The organism is Streptomyces sp. CA-288835, from assembly GCF_050936385.1.
GTDB lineage: Bacteria > Actinomycetota > Actinomycetes > Streptomycetales > Streptomycetaceae > Streptomyces.
Genome location: NZ_JBNJMW010000001.1, coordinates 6,396,072 through 6,413,808, shown reverse-complemented (window position 1 = coordinate 6,413,808; position 17,737 = coordinate 6,396,072). Strand labels below are relative to the sequence as shown.

The window sequence follows — 17,737 nt, the reverse complement described above, 5'->3', positions numbered from 1 at the left end:
CTCTGCACAACACGACGGAGGCTAGAAGTTCATGGACATGCAAACAAGACCAACCCAAAGGTCTCTACCACTCTGTGACCGCCGAAAGCGCCCTGTGCAACGGCCCTGGACACACGACGAGGCCGCGGCACCCCGCATTGGGGTACCGCGGCCTCGTTGGGCATGCCGCACTACACGACGTACCGCGGCCTGCCTAAGGGAAAGCGGGCGTTACTTGTCGCCGCCCTTGCCCTGGTCTCCGCCGGAGCCCATGGACTCGTAGATCTCCTTGCACATGGGACACACGGGATACTTCTTCGGATCGCGGCCCGGGACCCACACCTTGCCGCAGAGCGCGACAACAGGCGTGCCGTCCAGCGCGCTCGCCATGATCTTGTCCTTCTGGACGTAATGGGCGAAGCGCTCATGGTCACCGTCACCGTGCGAGGTCTGCGGCGCCGGCTCGACCAGGGTCCCCGTACCAGTCCCGCGCTGAGGCTGGGTCTCAGGCTCAAGAGTGCTCATGACTGCAAGGGTACTGAAGCTCACAGGCATCAGTTGAGCGAAGGGTCGTCCGGGTACGTCGCCACCATCGCCAGCTCGTTGCGCTGCCGGCGGAGCACCTCGCGCCACAGTCGTTCGGGAGACGGGGAGGAGACGTCGCCGGGCTCGGACTCGACGACGTACCAGGCGCCCTCGGTCAGTTCGTCCTCCAACTGGCCCGGGCCCCAGCCGGCGTACCCGGCGAAGATCCGCAGGCTGCCGACGGCCGAGGCGAGCAGTTCCGGCGGGGCCTCCAGGTCCACGAGCCCGATCGCGCCGTGCACCCGGCGCCAGCCGAGCGGTGCGCGCTCCCCCAGGGAGCCGCCGGGGATGACCGCGACGCCGAGCGCCGAGTCGAGCGAGACCGGGCCGCCCTGGAAGACGACTCCGGGCTCCCCGGCGAGGTCCGCCCAGCCCTCGAGGATGTCGCCGACGTCCACCGGGGTGGGGCGGTTGAGGACGACACCCAGGGAACCCTCCTCGTCGTGGTCGAGGAGCAGCACCACAGCGCGGTCGAAGTTCGGGTCCGCCAGGGCGGGAGTGGCCACGAGCAGCCGCCCTGTGAGCGAGGACACCTCGGTCATGCCTGACATGATCCCGCATCTTCCCCCTGGGAGGGGAGGCATTGCCAATGCGGCGGTGAATGCAGCTCAGGGCTCACAGAAGCAGGCGGAGCGCACGCCCCGGGCAGTGACCCCGTGTACCCGCCGGAGAACCGTTCGTGTTGTGGCAAAGCTATGACGGAGCTGAGCCGTACTTGGGCTACCGATACCGGGGTAGGCGCCCATTACGCTTGCTGCTCCGGTTCACGGCCGCCCAGCGAACTTGCCCCTGTGAACCTGCCCCTGTCCAACTTCATCGGAACGCGAGATACATGACCGTCAACGGTTCAGACGACGTCCTGCTTGTCCACGGCGGAACCCCGCTGGAGGGTGAGATCCGTGTCCGTGGTGCGAAGAACCTCGTACCGAAGGCGATGGTCGCCGCCCTGCTCGGCAGTGCTCCGAGCCGGCTGCGCAATGTGCCCGACATCCGTGACGTACGTGTCGTACGCGGGCTGCTGCAGCTGCATGGGGTGACGGTCCGGCCGGGAGAGGAGCCGGGCGAGCTGGTCCTGGACCCGTCGCACGTGGAGAGCGCGAACGTCGCGGACATCGACGCGCACGCGGGCTCCTCGCGCATCCCGATCCTGTTCTGCGGACCGCTGCTGCACCGGCTCGGCCACGCGTTCATCCCGGGCCTGGGCGGCTGTGACATCGGCGGCCGGCCGATCGACTTCCACTTCGAGGTGCTGCGGCAGTTCGGCGCGACGATCGAGAAGCGGGTGGACGGCCAGTACCTGGAGGCTCCGCAGCGGCTGCGCGGTACCAAGATCCGGCTGCCGTACCCGTCCGTGGGCGCGACCGAGCAGGTGCTGCTGACGGCCGTCCTGGCGGAAGGTGTGACGGAGCTCTCGAACGCGGCTGTGGAGCCGGAGATCGAGGACCTGATCTGCGTACTGCAGAAAATGGGCGCGATCATCGCGATGGACACCGACCGCACCATCCGCGTCACGGGCGTGGACAAGCTCGGCGGCTACACCCACGCGGCCCTCCCGGACCGCCTGGAGGCCGCCTCCTGGGCTTCCGCAGCGCTCGCCACCGAAGGCAACATCTACGTCCGCGGCGCCCAGCAGCGCTCGATGATGTCCTTCCTGAACACCTACCGGAAGGTCGGCGGCGCCTTCGAGATCGACGACGAGGGCATCCGCTTCTGGCACCCCGGCGGCCAGCTGAAGTCCATCGCGCTGGAGACGGACGTGGCGCCCGGCTTCCAGACCGACTGGCAGCAGCCGCTCGTCGTCGCCCTGACGCAGGCGACGGGCCTGTCGATCGTCCACGAGACGGTGTACGAGTCCCGCCTCGGCTTCACCTCCGCCCTGAACCAGATGGGCGCGCACATCCAGCTCTACCGCGAGTGCCTCGGCGGCTCCCACTGCCGCTTCGGCCAGCGCAACTTCCTGCACTCCGCGGTCGTCTCGGGCCCGACCAAGCTCCAGGGCGCCGACCTGGTCATCCCCGACCTCCGCGGCGGCTTCTCGTACCTCATCGCCGCGCTGGCCGCCCAGGGCACGTCCCGGGTCCACGGCATCGACCTGATCAACCGCGGCTACGAGAACTTCATGGAGAAGCTCGGAGACCTGGGCGCGAAGGTCGAGCTGCCCGGTAAAGCGCTCGGCTAGGGAAAGCAGCCCGGCCTGGGGGTCCCCCCGCTCGAGCGCAGCCGAGAGTGGGGGAGTTTGAGGCCTCTGTAAGCGCAACAACGTTGGGGCGGCACCCGGAGTCCGGGTGCCGCCCCATTGCGTTGCCTACGTGCCCTACACCCCTCGAGGTATAGACGGCAAGGTCACTGGCCCTTCGCCGCTTCCTTCAGCTTGCTTCCAGCGGAGACCTTCACGCTGTAGCCGGCGGGGATCTGGATCGGGTCGCCGGTCTGCGGGTTGCGCGCGGTGCGAGCGGCACGGTGGGTGCGCTCGAAGGTCAGGAAGCCGGGGATGGTGACCTTCTCGTCGCCCTTGGCGACGATCTCGCCGACGGTCTCGGCGAACGCGGCCAGAACGGCGTCGGCGTCCTTGCGGGTCACCTCGGCGCGGTCGGCCAGCGCGGCCACCAGCTCACTGCGGTTCATGTTGTTACTCCCGTGTTCTTCTTGCCGTTGAGGCGTGCCACGCGGCGGAGCCGCATGATGAGCACCAGCGGAGCCGATGCTGCCAGGGTCCTCGGTCGGTCCCCGGACCCGGGTCCATAGCCAGACCCTCGCGCCCAGAGACGCATCCTGCCCCCACCTGCGGCGGGAAAGCCAATCCGGCACCCCTGGGAGTCACACGAAAAGCGCCACACCCTCGAATCGGTGACGCTCCGTCTGCTCCCGGCAGCAGATCGCAGGGCCTGCAAGGCCTGAGCCTGGCCGACACCCTAGGGGCGGCCAGGGACACCATGTCCCACGACGCGCCGTATCCGGGCCGCCGTGGCGACCATCACAGCGTACGACGCGGCCACTCGGACCGTTCCCGCCGGGGCGGCGTCAGGCCGTCGCGCTGCCCGAGGCCGCCGCGCCCGCCGCCTTCGCCGCGTTGCGTACCGCGCCCGCGACCGCGCCCGCGACCTTGTCGTTGAAGACGCTCGGGATGATGTAGTTCGGGTTGAGCTCGTCCTCGGTCACCACGTCTGCGAGGGCGGTCGCGGCGGCCAGCATCATCTCCGTGTTGACGGTGCGGGACTGGGCGTCCAGGAGGCCGCGGAAGACGCCCGGGAAGACCAGCACGTTGTTGATCTGGTTCGGGAAGTCGGAGCGGCCCGTGGCCACAACCGCCGCCGTCTGGCGGGCGATCGCCGGGTCGACCTCGGGGTCCGGGTTCGCGAGCGCGAAGACGATCGCATCCTCGGCCATCGCCGCCACGTCGTCGCCGTCCAGCACATTGGGCGCCGAAACGCCGATGAACACGTCGGATCCGCGTACGGCTTCCTTCAACGTGCCCGTGACGCCTTCGGGGTTGGTGTTGTCGGCGATCCATCGCAGCGGCGAATCGGGGGCGGCCTGCCTCAGGTCCTCGCGGCCCGCGTGGACGACACCGTGGATGTCGGCGACGACGGCGTGCTTGACGCCCGCCGCGATCAGCAGCTTGAGGATGGCCGTACCGGCCGCGCCCGCACCGGACATGACGACTCGGATGTCGCCGATCGCCTTGCCCGCGACGCGCAGCGCGTTCGTCAGGGCGGCGAGTACGACGATGGCGGTGCCGTGCTGGTCGTCGTGGAAGACGGGGATGTCGAGGGCCTCGCGCAGGCGGGCCTCGATCTCGAAGCAGCGCGGAGCGGAGATGTCCTCGAGGTTGATGCCCGCGAAGCCCGGAGCGATGGCCTTGACGATCTCGACGATCGCGTCCGTGTCCTGGGTGTCCAGGCACAGCGGCCAGGCGTCGATGCCGGCGAAGCGTTTGAAGAGGGCCGCCTTGCCCTCCATGACGGGCAGGGCCGCCTTGGGCCCGATGTTGCCGAGGCCGAGCACCGCCGAACCGTCCGTGACGACCGCGACCGAGTTGCGCTTGATGGTGAGGCGGCGGGCGTCCTCGGGGTTCTCGGCGATCGCCATGCAGACGCGGGCCACACCCGGCGTGTAGATCATCGAGAGGTCGTCACGGTTGCGGATGGGGTGCTTGGACGCCATCTCGATCTTGCCGCCGAGGTGCATCAGGAACGTACGGTCGGAGACCTTGCCGAGCGTGATGCCCTCGATGCCGCGCAGCTTCTCGACGATCTCGTCGGCGTGCGAGGTCGACGTCGCCGCGATGGTGACGTCGATACGGAGCTTCTCGTGGCCGGACGCCGTGACGTCGAGGCCGGTCACCGAGCCTCCGGAGGACTCTACGGCCGAGGTGAGGTGCGAGACGGCGGTTCCGCTCGCGGGCACCTCGAGCCGGACCGTCATCGAGTAGGAGACGCTGGGCGCCGTTGCCATGGCCGACTTCCTCTGCTTTCACCGTGTTCGCTGTGTCGCGTGTATGCCGTCCGATCGTCGCACCTACCGCGGAGTACACGGTAGCCACCCTGGGTTGCGAACGTTTTGTTCGCGCAGGTGGCACGGGGTGCCAGGGAGATTCCGGCGCACTTGGGACACAGAGAAGGGGTCCACGTCACTAGGTGACGTGGACCCCTCTCGGACAAACAATGGCACCGACCCGCCATGCTCGCCTCGCGGCAAGTGGTCGCTCGAAGCGACGAAGGTTGGGCCCGGGGGCTTGGATCGGGTCGGTGCCTCATCCACCGTAACAAAGGATCCCCGCAAGGCAATTCCCGTCCCGCGAGTTGATTTCCGGGCCGGGAGTGCATCTCCGGGCGAAGGAAGGCACCCCGGAGACACCCCTGAGTCTGCGAGGTCAGTCGCGTAGAAGGTCGGGGACTCCGTTCGCGTCGGGCTCGTCGCGGTCCTGGGAGACGACGGTGAGCTGCTGGGTGGCCCGGGTCAGGGCGACGTACAGCACGCGCAGTCCGGCCGGTGACTCGTCGGCGATCTCCGCGGGCGAGACGACGACGGTCGCGTCGTACTCGAGGCCCTTGGCCTCCAGGCTCCCGAGGGCCACGACACGGTCGCCGAGCCCGGCGAGCCAGCGGGCGGCCTCCGCGCGCCGGTTCATGGCGACGACGACGCCGACCGTGCCGTCGACCCGGTCGAGCAGCCGCGCGGCCTCCTCCCGGACGGTCCGTCCAAGCCCGTCCCGTACGACGCTGAAGCGCGGCTCCACGCCCGTCGAGCGCACCGCCGACGGGGACGTCGAGCCGGGCATGGCCAGCGCCAGTACGCGTGCGGCCAGTTCGGCGATCTCGGCCGGGTTGCGGTAGTTGACCGTGAGCTCGAAGCGGCGGCGCGGGCGGGTGCCGAGGGCCTCGTCGCGGGCTTCGGCGGCCTCGTCCGGGTCCGACCACGAGGACTGGGCGGGGTCGCCTACGACCGTCCAGGTGGCGTGCCGGCCGCGGCGGCCGATCATGCGCCACTGCATGGGAGTGAGGTCCTGTGCCTCGTCGACGATGACGTGTGCGTACTCGGTACGTTCCTGAGCCAGCCGTTCGGCGCGCTCGCGCTGTGACTCCTCGCGGACCGGCATCAGCTCCTCCAGGCCGGTGAGTTGATCCAGCGGGTCCGCCTCGCGCTTCTTGCGGGGGCGGGACGGGGTGCCGAGGATCGCCTGGAGCTCGTCGAGCATCGCCACATCGTGTACGGAGAGCCCATCGCGCCCCAGGGAGCGGGCGACACGGCGCACCTCGCCGGGGTTGAGGATCCGCCGGGCCCAGCGCCCGAGCCGCTTCTCGTCGGCCATCGCGGCCAGTACGGCGCGTGGGGTCAGCTCGGGCCACCAGGCGTCCAGGAACGCAATGAAGTCGTCCTCGGAGGAGACGTCCTCGTCGAACGACGACCGCAGCTCGGCGGCCAGCTCCGGGTCGCTGTGCCGGGATCCGGCGCCGGAGCGCTCCCACAGGGCGTCGAGCAGCAGCTTGCGGGCGCGGGGCCGCAACAGGTTGACGGGCGCGGTGCCGGACAGAGCCGTACGCCGGATGCGGTCGAGGTCATCGGCCTCCAGCTCGAGGCGGCGCCCGAAGGCGACGACGCGGAGGCGGGAGGTGGAGACGGTGGGGGCCTGCGGCCCGTCGTCCCCGAAGTCGCGGTCGCCGAGGTCGCCGTCGCCGAAGTCGCGATCGCCGGAGTCGTCGCCGAAAGCAAGCTGTTCCGCGCGCCCGTGGCCGCGCGCCCGCGAGGCTGCTCCGCTGTCACCGTTGCCATTCCGCGCGGAGCGCGAGGACGCGTCGCCGCGCCGGCCGCCCGCGCGCCCGGCACCGCCCACCTCGTCCGCCGCCTCCAGCGCCCCCCGCGCCGCCTTCCGCAGCACCTTCAGCATCCGGTACGAGCCCTTGGCGCGGGCCACCGCCGGAGAGTCGTACAGCGTGGCCTCCGCGCCGTCGACGAGGGAGCCGACCGCGCGGATGGCGACCTGCCCCTCCTCGCCGAGGGACGGCAGGACGCCCTCCGTGTACGCGACGAGCAGCGGGGTCGGCGAGACGATCAGGATGCCGCCCGCGTACCGCCGCCGGTCCTGGTACAGCAGATACGCGGCCCGGTGCAGCGCGACGGCCGTCTTGCCGGTGCCGGGGCCGCCCTCCACGTACGTCACCGAGGCGGCGGGTGCCCGGATGACCTGGTCCTGCTCGGCCTGGATGGAGGCGACGATGTCCCGCATGGTGTGGCTGCGGGCCTGGCCGAGCGCGGCCATCAGCGCGCCGTCGCCGACGACGGGCAGCTTGTGCCCGTCGAGGGAGGCGGTCAGTTCGGGCCGCATCAGGTCGTCCTCGACACCGAGTACGCGACGGCCCTTGGAGCGGATGACCCGGCGGCGTACGACCCGCCCCGGATCGACCGGCGTCGAGCGGTAGAAGGGCGCGGCGGCCGGCGCCCGCCAGTCGATGACCAGCGGGGAGTAGTCCGAGTCGAGGACGCCGATCCGCCCGATGTGCAGCGTTTCCGCGATGTCGGCGGTGTTGTCGGACCGTATGGCGCCCTCGGCGGGCTCGACCGCCGTGTATGCCCCGTCGGGACCCTTCTTGCCGTCCTTGCCGGCCAGCAGGTCGATCCGTCCGAAGAGGAAGTCCTCGAACTCGTTGTTCAGGCGGTTCAGATGGATCCCCGCCCGAAAGACCTGCGCGTCACGCTCGGCCAGCGCGCCCGGCGTGCCGACCTGACCGCGCTTGGCCGCGTCGTTCATCAGGAACTCCGCCTCGTGGATCTTCTCCTCGAGGCGCCGGTAGACCCGGTCCAGGTGTTCCTGTTCGACCCCGATCTCTCGATCCCGTACGGAATCGTGGGCGGATGAGCCGACCGGACCGAGCGCGGCTTCCTGCTGAACCTGAGCGGCCACCGGGCCCCCTTCTGACGTGCATGGCAGCCGTCAACCGTACGCGAAGGGGGCCCTGGAAGCTACGTATGCGCTCCCGGTTTGGTCACGCGTCCACCTGGACCAGACGAGTGCCCTCGAACGTGACGACCTCGAAATGGTCGATCTCGTTCGGCGACATGGCCGCGCCGCCATGCACGTACAGCGGCTTCTGCGCCTTCTCGTTGGTGCTGTTCTCGATGCCGTAACCCCACTTGGGCACGGACCAGGAACTCACCGTCTCCCGATCGCCGTTCTTGCCGACGGCGACGAGGGAGCACTTCTCCGGGCCCTTGAGGTTCTTGAGCTCCAGCACCGCGTGGGTGCCCCAGCCCTTGGTCTCCATGCCGACGGTCGCGCTGACCTTGGTGGTCGGGTCGGTGGCGGAGACCTTGTCCTTCATGTCGTTGAAGAAGGCGTCCTCGGCGGGGCTCGTGGAGTGCGGTGCCGCCGTCACGTTGTTGTTGCTGTCGCCGTCGCCGGTGACCCCGATCGCGGTGACCGGGCCGCCGATGATCAGCGCCGCTGCCGCCGCGACCATGTACATACCGCGCCGCCGCTTCTGAGCACGGCGTTCCGCGACCTCGTCGACCAGCCGGTTGACCAGGCGTGGGCTCGGCTTTGCGGACAGCGATTCGCCGATGGCCGGGGTTCCCTGGGAACCCGGCAGATCCGCGAGGGCGGCCAGCATCGGCTCCATGCCGGCGAGCTCGTCCAGTTGCTGCGCGCACCAGTCGCAGGTCGCGAGGTGCGCCTCGAAGGCGGTGGCCTCGGCGTCGTCGAGGATGCCGAGGGCGTACGCGCCCACGGTCTCGTGCACATCACCCTGACCCTGCGAAGTTTGCATAGGTCCAGGACTACCCGTTCCGTATCCCCCGTATGTACTCATGCCGTCACCCCACGCTCTTCCAGCGCCAGCTTCATCGAACGCAAGGCATAGAAAACCCGGGAGCGCACGGTGCCGCTGGGTATGCCCAGCGTCTCGGCCGCCTCATTGACGGTACGTCCCTTGAAGTACGTCTCGACCAGGACCTCCCGGTGAGCAGGGGTCAGGTCGTCCAGCGCGTCCGACAGTGTCATCAGCCACAACGCCTTGTCGATCTCGTCCTCCGCGGGGATGACCTCCAGCGGCGACGGGTCCACCTCCTGAGGCCGGGCCTGCCGGCTGCGGTGGCCGTCGATGACGATGCGCCGGGCAACCGTCACCAGCCAGGGGCGTACCGAACCGGTAGCTCGGTTGAGCTGACCGGCGTTCTTCCAGGCGCGGATGAGGGTCTCCTGCACCACGTCCTCCGCGCGCTGCCGGTCCCCCGCGACCAGCCGCAGGACATAGGCGAGAAGGGGCCCCGCGTGTTCCCTATACAGCGCACGCATCAGCTCCTCGTCGGGCTCCGAGGGCTGGGACATGCGATGTCGGGCCCTCGGCGGTCGTTCATCGGCCACGGCGGAATCCTTGCGCACGCCTACCTCCGGTGTCCGGGGGTTCCCCCGGTTCAGTCGCTCTCCACCGGGTACGCAGCCGGCCGCCACCCTGTTCAAGATGTGACCCAAGTTTCTTCAACACCCAGGGACCACCCGGACATGGCGCCGCATTCCCGACACTAGGCCTTTACATTCCCGCCACACTGGCAAGATCGCACCGCTGCCCCGAGGACGACAGGAGGAAACACGTTGTTGCCAATGTCACTCCAAGTTGAGGGGCACAAAGGGGACTTAGGGGACGGCGCAGATCGCGCTACGTTCAGGGGGGCGCCCCTTTAGGGGCGCGGGGCTTATCAATTTGCGGCTCCGCCGCGTGGGCGCGACAGGCCACGACAGACCGGCAGCCGCAACGGCGTTCCCCGCGCCCCTGACGGGGCGCCCCGTCAGGGGCGCGGGGAACTGCGCGACAAGCCACGACGGCGCCGCGCCCGAGACACAACTTGTCCTCCCCTTACGGGGGCTCGGGGGCGCAGCCCCAGTCCCGGTCACCCCCACCCCGTTGTGGGGGCTCGGGGGCGCAGCCCCCGGTCCATCATCCGCAGCCCGTTGTAGGGGCCAGGGGCGCAGCCCCAGTTCCGGCTGTCCCCACCCCCGTTGGGGGACCTGGGGGCGCAGCCCCCAGTTTCGGGAAGGGGCGGGGCTGGGGAAAAAACCGTCACGCCCGAGCCAGCGCAGCGCGCCGCCGATGCCGAGCCACCCGCTCCCGGTTCCCACACGTCTCACTGGAACACCACCGACGCCGCCGCCCCCGCGACGTATCGAGGTACACGATGGGACAGTTGTCCCCCTCGCACTGCCGGATGCCCGCCCGGGCGACGGGGTCGGTCAGCAACTCCACGGCATCGCGAGCCACAGCAGCAAGGAGCGCGGCGCACGACGGGGCGCCATCAAGGCCCCGTACAAGAGCCCCCCCGTCATCCCACACCGCACACGGAGCCGGCGGCGCCGCAGCCCGAGCAAGCTCATTGACGCAGGCCAGCGCAATGCCGAAGGCCCGAGACTCCCGCGAGGCCTCCGCGCGCACCAACTGCCCGATATGGCCGCGCAGTTCACGAAAGCCCACCAGCCAGGAAGCGTCGGCCACCGCCAGCGACGTACCCGCCGGAACAAGCCCCGACCCACTGATCCAGGCCCGCAGCGGCTCGACCGAGTCGAACCGTTCCTCCGGATGCGTGGTCGCCAGCAGATCCAGACAGATCCGCCCAGCGTCGAACCGCAGCTCGTACGAGGACGAGACCGGGGCCGCGACTGTGCCCAGTGCCATGTTCCTGTCACCGCCTTGGGGTAACGCCATAAGGGAGTCGGTGAGGGTCGTACCCCTACAGTGCCTCCCCGCGAGCGCGGCCGGAACCCCACGCACCTGGTTGCACCACAACGCTCACGCATGCACAATGCATGCGTGGTGGCTCTGCAGATCCGAGACGTGCCGGACGATGTCCGCGACATACTGGCCGACCGCGCCCAGCAGCTGGGCCAGTCGCTCCAGGCGTATCTTCTGCGCCTCGTCACGGACGAGGCCGCGCGGGCGAACAACATCTCTCTGCTCCGCTCCTTCGAGAACCGCACAGACGGCACACGCGGCACGATGGCCGAGACCGTCGCGGAGATCGAAGCGGCGCGAGAGGAACGTATCCAGTGATCATCGTGGACGCATCGGTGCTGACCATGGCTCTCACCGATGACGACATCGCGGGCAAGGCCGCCCGCTCCCGGCTCATGCGGGACAACCACTGGGCGGCACCGGAGCACCTCGTCGTGGAGACCTTCCACGCGATCCGCGGACGACGGATGGGCACGAAGATCACCCAGGAACGCGCCGACGAGGCGGTGTCCGCCCTGGCGGCGGCCTCGTTGGAGACCATCGACGTGCAGCGACTGCTGCCTCGGATGTGGGAACTGCGTCAGAACGTGTCCGGCTACGACGCCGCCTACATCGCGGCGGCCGAGACGTTCTCCTGCCCTTTGGTCACCGGCGACGCGCGGCTCAGTCGCTGCAACGCCGCCCGGTGCGCGATCGAGGTCATCGGCTGACGCGAAGACCGACCGGCAGCCTCACACGTCCGCGTACTTCGAATCCGCCGCAGGATCAAGCGCAAGCCGATACCCCCGCTTGACCACCGTCTGGATCAACTTCGGCACCCCCAACGCCGTACGCAGCCGAGCCATCGCCGTCTCCACGGCATGCTCATCCCGCCCAGCGCCCGGCAACGCCCGCAGCAGCTCAGCCCGGGACACAACCCACCCCGGCCGCCGCGACAACGCCCGCAGCAGAGACATCCCGGCGGGCGGTACGGGCCGCAGCTCGCCGTCCACCAGCACCGCATGCCCGCGAATCTCCACCCGATGCCCCGAGATCGGCAACGTACGGGCCCGCGAAGGCAGTTCCTGACACAGCAGCTGTACGAGCGGACCGAGCCGGAAGCGCTCCGGCTGAACCGTGTCGATGCCCCGCGCCTGCAACGGCAGCGCGGTCACCGGCCCGACGCAGGCCGCCAGTACATCGTGGTTGAGCGCTGCGAGCAGCTCAGGCAGCAGCCCACGCTCCTCCGCGCGCCCCAGCAGCGAGGCGGCCGCCGGCGCACTGGTGAAGGTCAGCGCGTCCAGCCCGCGGCTGACCGTGGCGTCGAGCAGCCGGTCGACGGGCGCGATGTCCTCCGGCGGCATCCACCGGTAGACGGGCACGCCCACGACCTCCGCACCCGAGTCCCGCAACGCCTCGACAAAGCCGGGCAACGGCTCCCCGTGCAGCTGGATCGCGATCCGCCGCCCGTCGACCCCTTCCTCCAGCAGCCGGTCGAGCACCTCGGCCATGGACTCGGAGGACGGGGACCACTCCTCGGTGAGCCCCTGGGCCCGTACCGCCCCTTTGACCTTGGGCCCGCGGGCAAGCAGTTCGACCCCGCGCAACCGGTCGAGCAGGGCCTCGCCGAGCCCCCAGCCGTCGGCGGCCTCGATCCACCCCCGGAACCCGATCGCGGTGGTGGCGACCACGACGTCCGGCGCCTGGTCGATGAGTTCCTTGGTGGCGGCGAGCAGTTCGCTGTCGTCGGAGAGGGGCACGATACGCAGGGCAGGGGCGTGCAGGACGGCGGCACCGCGCCGCTGGAGCAGGGCACCGAGTTCGTCGGCACGGCGGGCCGCCGTCACGCCGACGGTGAATCCCGCGAGGGGCCCGTGTTCGTGTCGGTCTGGTCGCTGCAGTTCGTCGTGCATCAGCTCTCGCCCCGATGTCGATTCATCCCGCACCGGTCTGTCATCCCGGTCGTACCCGCCGTACATCAGCGGTCGACCGAGCCTGTCAACGGCTCGTGACAGGCTCGGTTCCGCTTGATGTCGGTGGTGTTACGTCACACCTCCGCGTAGCTGAGCTGCGGCTTTGCCTCGGAGGCGGCAGTGGCCTCACTCTTGGCGCCCGCCGGGCGGCGAAGGTATACGGCCCAGGTGACCCCGAAGCAGACCGCGTAGAAGGCGAGGAAGGCCACGAAGGCTCCAGTACCCGATCCCACGCTGAGGAACGACTGCCGGAAGGCGAGGTTGATACCGAGCCCGCCGACCGCGCCGACCGCTCCGATGAGCCCCATGGAGGCACCGGACAGCCGGCGCCCGTACGAAGCCGCTTCCTCACCCTCGAGACCCATGGCGACGGCCTTGGCCTGGAAGATGCCGGGGATCATCTTGTACGTCGAGCCGTTGCCGAGCCCGGTCAGGACGAACAGCGCGATGAAGGCTGTGGTGAAGAGCGCCAGCGACTTCGACATCGAGGCGGAGATGATCACAGTGGTCGCGGCGGCCATGCCGACGAAGTTCCACAGCGTGATCTTCGCCCCGCCGTACTTGTCGGCGAGCCATCCGCCGAAGGGCCGGATCAGCGAGCCGAGCAGCGGACCGATGAAGGTGACGTACGCGGACTCCAGCGGCGTACGCCCGAACTGTGTCTGCAGCACCAGGCCGAACGCGAAGCTGTAGCCGATGAAGGATCCGAACGTCCCGATGTAGAGGAAGGACATGATCCAGGTGTGCGCGTCCTTGACGGCCTCCTTGGCCGCGCCGGTGTCGTTCTTCACGGACGAGATGTTGTCCATGTAGAGGGCGCCGAGGACGGTGGCGAGGACGATGAGGGGGATGTAGATCCCCAGCAGGACACGCGGGCCACCACTGGCCCCGATGACGGCGAGACCGACCAGCTGCACCACGGGTACACCGATGTTGCCGCCGCCCGCGTTCAGGCCCAGCGCCCACCCCTTCTTCCTCAGCGGGAAGAAGGAGTTGATGTTGGTCATGGAGCTGGCGAAGTTACCGCCGCCGACGCCGGCGAGCATGGCGCACACCAGGAACGTACCGAACGACGTCCCCGGCTCCATCACGATGAACGCCGCGATCGTCGGGATGAGCAGCATGCTCGCCGAGACGATCGTCCAGTTCCGCCCGCCGAAGATGGCGACCGCGAAGGTATAGGGGACACGCACGATGGCGCCGACCAGGGTCGCCATCGACACGATGAAGAACTTGTCGGCGGGGGTGAGCCCGTACTCCGGCCCCATGAAGAGCACCATCACCGACCACAGGGTCCAGATCGAGAACCCGATGTGCTCGGACAGCACGGAGAAGAACAGGTTCCGCCGGGCGACCTTCTCGCCGGTCTCTTTCCAGAAGGTCTCGTCCTCCGGATCCCAGTGCTCGATCCAGCGACCTCCCCTGCTCGATGCGGGGGCTGTACTAGGGGCTGTCATGACGCCTCCACGGTTCTCCGGTGCTCAGGTGTGTCGTACGTGGGGATCCGTACGTGGGTGATGAGTCCCGAAGGTAGGGATGGCGCGTTTCCGGCCTGTGCCTGTGAGTGACCGCCCGGGAACTTTGCTCTCACGAGGGGGCGGGGGTGGCGGTGAGGTCGGGAGGGGGGAGGGGTGGGTTCGGTGGGTCTTCGGGTTGCGCCGGGTGGGGTTCGTACGTTGCTGAGTGAGAGTACGTGAGGGGGTGCGGGTGGGTTCAGCAAGCGGAACGCCCCGCCTGGTGGGGCGGGGCGTCAGGCCGATGCTCTCGGTTCAGCCGGTTCAGCGCTGCGGAGGTTGGGGCTGGCCGTAGGGATTGTTCGGCTGGGCGTAGGGCTGAGGCTGGGCGTATGGGCCGGGGGCCGGCTGGACTGGCTGACCCGGTTGACCGCCGTACGGTCCGGGGGCGGGCGCTTGGGCCTGCGGAGCCGCGTACGGCTGCTGAGGTGCGTAGGGCTGCTGCGGTGCGTACGGCTGCTGCTGCGGCTGGTGGGGCTGATGGGGCTGCTGCTGGTAGGGCCCGGGGGCGGAGGGCTGACCGGCGGGCTGCTGACCGGCGAACGGATTGCCCTGCCCCGGATGTCCCGGCTGCCCCTGCATCTGCGGCTGACCCGCGAACGGATTCCCCTGTCCTGGCTGGCCGGCGAACGGATTCCCATGCCCCGGAAGCTGCGACCCCGGAGGCAGATACCGCACCCTCCCCGTCTCATCCGCAACCTGCGCGAACCCGGCGGCCTGCAACCGCGCCGCGAACTTGGCGTTCCGCTTCCGCGTGAAGAGGAACCCGACACCCAGGAGCGCCATAAGGAGCACCCACGTCCCTATGGCGAAGAACACTCCGTCCCCACTGGACCGCGCGACCCCGATGGCCATACCAACGGTGATCCCGATGGCCCCGAACCCCATCCGCTTCTCGGCCATCTTGCCGGTGAGATCGAAGTTGATCCGCGCCTTCAGCAACTCCAGCGCATCAGGCACGAAGGGCGGCAGCGACTTCCCGTTCCCGGCCTGCGGATACTGGGCCCAGTTCTGCGCGGCCCGCATCTGAGCCTGCGGACTGGGATCGGGCACGATGAGCATCCTCAGACCGTTGTTCCCGGCCTGCCGCACGTCGGCGTACTGATACCCGAACTGCTCCGCGACGAAGGCAAGCCGAGCCAGCTTCTTCACGGACGCCATGGCACTGGCGAGCTCAACGGGCTCCCCACTGGCCATGAGCCGAAACATCTTCTGCAACTGCCGCTGACTCACGCCAACCTTCCCCGTACCCATCAGTGACCACCTGTTTGCACACGCACCCTATAGGCCACGGAAGTTGGGGCACAGGGGCGGCCGAGGGCCTGCGCGGGAGGCTTCCGAGCCTGCACGGGAAGGCTCACGCACGTCGGTTCCGCTAGCCGGAATCCAGCTAGCGTCTCTGATCAGCTTAGGGAAACGTAGTCAGGTGCAGCGCCTGGTACGGGTTCCCACCTGGGAGGGGAGGCGTGGGCGTGGAGGTGGAACCCCGCACCCAAGGCTGCTCCGCGTGGCCGGTGTCGGCCGGTGGTGGGTGTGCTGATCGTTGTCACGCCCTGGTTCCGGAGAGCCGCACGCGGCAGTCTGCGGACCGTGTGAGCGTGTCCCTCCGGACGCTGGCCCGCCAGGTCTTGTGGCCTGGTGGGGGAGGGTGTCCGGCGTCGCCTGGGCGTCGGACATGCTGCTTGGTGCCGGGTCGGTCCCGTCTTGGACCGGTCCCGGCCGGTCTGGGCGGCAGCCGGTGTGATGACCGCCTTGGCTTCGAGCCTGTCGGCCACCGAGTGGATCACCATGGCGCCGCTGGCCCGGTCGGTGACCGTCTTGGTCTGGTGGGTCAGGCCGCGTGCGGCGATGCGGCGCCAGGCGCCCTGGTCGCGGTCGCCCTGCCAGGCACAGGAGGGGCAGATCGCCCATTTCCAGCCCGCAACGGTCGGCCGGTCGGGGGCTTTGCGGTGTCGCAGCGGCACCAGGCACTGCGGGCAGTGCTTCGAGGTGTTGCGGGCCGGGACCATCACCACGGCGATGCCGGTCTCGGCGGCCAGGTGCCGCATTCGCTCCACGATCTGCCCGCGTACCGTCTGCGACAGGCGGGTGTTGTGGGTGCGGCCCATGCGCCGGGCCTCCATCGAGCGGAGGTCCTCGACGTAGATGACCGTGGCCCGGGCGGCAATCGCCTGGTCCACCGCCCACCGGGCGGCCGAGCAGGCCAGGGCGTCGTTCAGGTTGGAGCGGCGGTCGGAGACGTGCCGGATCTCGTCGGCGAGAATCTGACGCTTGTCCACGAGAGTACGTCCCTCGCGTTCGCCGATGAGCCGGTCGTACCGGTCGGCCTTCGCGTGCAGGACTTCGCACTGGCGGCGCAGGCGGTGCTGCTTCGACAGGACGCCGGACGCACGGAACGTGCCGCCGGAGCCGAGAGTGGTGATCTTTCCGTCGTCGTGGAGTCGGGTGGCCCCCGCACTGAGCAGGGTGTTCAGTCCCCAGTCCACCCCGAGGGCGACCGTGTGGCCGGTGCGCTGCGTCTTCGGAACGGCGTGGGTGTAGGCGAGGTCGGCATGTACAGCGCCCTGGTGGAGGCGCAGGGTGGGCAGGTGCAGCACCGCGTTCGCCGGGATCGTCGGCGGCAGTGTGATCGGGCAGGCCACCCACGTCCAGTGCGCATACGACTGCGGATCGGGGCGGGTGGGCAGTTGCAGGCGCAGCAGTGCACGGTCCGGTTCATCGGCGCGTTCGATGGTGGCCTGCTGGCCGTCACAGGCCGACAACAGCAGCATCCGGGCAATCCGGGGCGATCCCTCCAGCTCGAACACGTCGACCGGGAGCCGGTCGTGCTTCTTGTGGGAGGCAGAAATCTGCCGGGTGCGGGAGGTGATGATGCTGGACGGCACGTGCTGCCCGCCGGGCACTGCCTCGCGGACGGCATCCCACTCGTCGGCGGTGCGCTTCTTCGGATCCGTAGGCCACGTCTTGAGGACACCGGCGGTCAGGTCGGCCCGCCACTTCGCCGAGCGCAGGGTGCGTCCGGCCTGTTCCTGCGCCATGCGCACGATGCGGTCGTTGGCCTTGGCGCCCGGGGTGACGGTCCAGCCCAGGCGGCGCAGCGCCATCCAGGCATTCGACGGCAGCTTCTGCCCGCCTGCATCCACACCGGAGGCCAGCGCGTTCACGTCGAGGGTGTTCCAGTGCTCGGCCAGCAGATCGGCGACCATGCCGGAGACCAGACCGGCAGCCCAGCCGACCCGCTCGGCCAGCACACCGGCCGACAGGGGCTCGCTGGTCTTCTCCTCCACACCCGTACGCAGCACACCACGGGCGCAGGCGGTGCGGGCCCCCTCCCCCTCACCCAGCGGCAGCCTCCGGCTCACCCATACCCCCCTCCCGCCCACAGTGCTGTCATCCGATCAACGACGCCCCCACCCGAAGGTCACGCACTCGACCCTCGCACCCACATACGACACCCGCACCGAACACCCGACACCATCGGACGAGG

General features: G+C 69.4%; 15 protein-coding genes. 3 read left to right on the top strand and 12 right to left on the bottom strand.

Annotation, left to right across the window (positions count from 1 at the left end; genetic code table 11):
- Nucleotides 1-210 precede the first annotated feature (210 nt).
- Entirely contained in the window at nucleotides 211-504 is a 294-nt protein-coding gene (locus ACQEVY_RS29260; RefSeq protein WP_165263639.1) for a DUF3039 domain-containing protein, read from the bottom strand.
- A gap of 29 nt (nucleotides 505-533) precedes the next feature.
- Entirely contained in the window at nucleotides 534-1,106 is a 573-nt protein-coding gene (locus ACQEVY_RS29255) for a YqgE/AlgH family protein (RefSeq protein ID WP_328771241.1), read from the bottom strand.
- Between the two features lie 290 nt (nucleotides 1,107-1,396).
- On the opposite strand from ACQEVY_RS29255, the gene murA reads away from it, so the two are divergent.
- Nucleotides 1,397-2,743: a UDP-N-acetylglucosamine 1-carboxyvinyltransferase gene (gene murA / locus ACQEVY_RS29250; RefSeq protein ID WP_432952357.1), complete on the top strand. Its 1,347-nt coding sequence runs from the start codon at nucleotides 1,397-1,399 to the stop codon at nucleotides 2,741-2,743.
- A 164-nt stretch (nucleotides 2,744-2,907) separates the two neighbouring features.
- Here the strand turns inward: murA and ACQEVY_RS29245 are convergent, their stop codons facing one another.
- The 6 genes from ACQEVY_RS29245 to ACQEVY_RS29220 form a co-directional block, all read right to left on the bottom strand.
- Nucleotides 2,908-3,189: an HU family DNA-binding protein gene (locus ACQEVY_RS29245; RefSeq protein ID WP_054220032.1), complete on the bottom strand. Its 282-nt coding sequence runs from the start codon at nucleotides 3,187-3,189 to the stop codon at nucleotides 2,908-2,910.
- 396 nt (nucleotides 3,190-3,585) lie between these two features.
- Nucleotides 3,586-5,019, bottom strand: coding sequence for an NAD-dependent malic enzyme (locus ACQEVY_RS29240; RefSeq protein ID WP_432952356.1), 1,434 nt, complete (start codon nucleotides 5,017-5,019; stop codon nucleotides 3,586-3,588).
- A gap of 418 nt (nucleotides 5,020-5,437) precedes the next feature.
- Nucleotides 5,438-7,966: a HelD family protein gene (locus ACQEVY_RS29235; protein WP_432952355.1), complete on the bottom strand. Its 2,529-nt coding sequence runs from the start codon at nucleotides 7,964-7,966 to the stop codon at nucleotides 5,438-5,440.
- Between the two features lie 82 nt (nucleotides 7,967-8,048).
- Complete coding sequence (locus tag ACQEVY_RS29230; RefSeq protein ID WP_432952354.1) at nucleotides 8,049-8,828, bottom strand: anti-sigma factor family protein; 780 nt, start codon at nucleotides 8,826-8,828, stop codon at nucleotides 8,049-8,051.
- Nucleotides 8,829-8,866: 38 nt separating this feature from the next.
- The gene (locus ACQEVY_RS29225) at nucleotides 8,867-9,388 is read right to left on the bottom strand and encodes a sigma-70 family RNA polymerase sigma factor (RefSeq protein WP_010039908.1); all 522 of its coding nucleotides are present in this window, start codon (nucleotides 9,386-9,388) and stop codon (nucleotides 8,867-8,869) included.
- Nucleotides 9,389-10,118: 730 nt separating this feature from the next.
- Nucleotides 10,119-10,727 (bottom strand): CGNR zinc finger domain-containing protein, encoded by a 609-nt coding sequence (locus ACQEVY_RS29220; RefSeq protein ID WP_432952353.1) that lies wholly within the window; start codon nucleotides 10,725-10,727, stop codon nucleotides 10,119-10,121.
- Nucleotides 10,728-10,862: 135 nt separating this feature from the next.
- On the opposite strand from ACQEVY_RS29220, the gene ACQEVY_RS29215 reads away from it, so the two are divergent.
- On the top strand, nucleotides 10,863-11,102 hold the full coding sequence (locus tag ACQEVY_RS29215) for a hypothetical protein (RefSeq protein ID WP_432952352.1): 240 nt from the start codon (nucleotides 10,863-10,865) through the stop codon (nucleotides 11,100-11,102).
- On the top strand, nucleotides 11,099-11,494 hold the full coding sequence (locus tag ACQEVY_RS29210) for a type II toxin-antitoxin system VapC family toxin (protein ID WP_432952351.1): 396 nt from the start codon (nucleotides 11,099-11,101) through the stop codon (nucleotides 11,492-11,494). The genes ACQEVY_RS29215 and ACQEVY_RS29210 overlap by 4 nt, the downstream gene beginning before the upstream one ends.
- A 21-nt stretch (nucleotides 11,495-11,515) precedes the next feature.
- Here the strand turns inward: ACQEVY_RS29210 and ACQEVY_RS29205 are convergent, their stop codons facing one another.
- From ACQEVY_RS29205 to ACQEVY_RS29190, 4 genes are all read right to left on the bottom strand, one after another.
- Nucleotides 11,516-12,676, bottom strand: a complete 1,161-nt coding sequence (locus ACQEVY_RS29205) for a uroporphyrinogen-III synthase (RefSeq protein ID WP_432952350.1) — start codon at nucleotides 12,674-12,676, stop codon at nucleotides 11,516-11,518.
- 134 nt (nucleotides 12,677-12,810) lie between these two features.
- On the bottom strand, nucleotides 12,811-14,193 hold the full coding sequence (locus ACQEVY_RS29200; protein ID WP_432952349.1) for a nitrate/nitrite transporter: 1,383 nt from the start codon (nucleotides 14,191-14,193) through the stop codon (nucleotides 12,811-12,813).
- 321 nt (nucleotides 14,194-14,514) lie between these two features.
- The gene (locus ACQEVY_RS29195) at nucleotides 14,515-15,483 is read right to left on the bottom strand and encodes a hypothetical protein (protein ID WP_432952348.1); all 969 of its coding nucleotides are present in this window, start codon (nucleotides 15,481-15,483) and stop codon (nucleotides 14,515-14,517) included.
- Between the two features lie 170 nt (nucleotides 15,484-15,653).
- Nucleotides 15,654-17,612: a zinc ribbon domain-containing protein gene (locus ACQEVY_RS29190; RefSeq protein ID WP_432952347.1), complete on the bottom strand. Its 1,959-nt coding sequence runs from the start codon at nucleotides 17,610-17,612 to the stop codon at nucleotides 15,654-15,656.
- Nucleotides 17,613-17,737 lie beyond the last annotated feature (125 nt).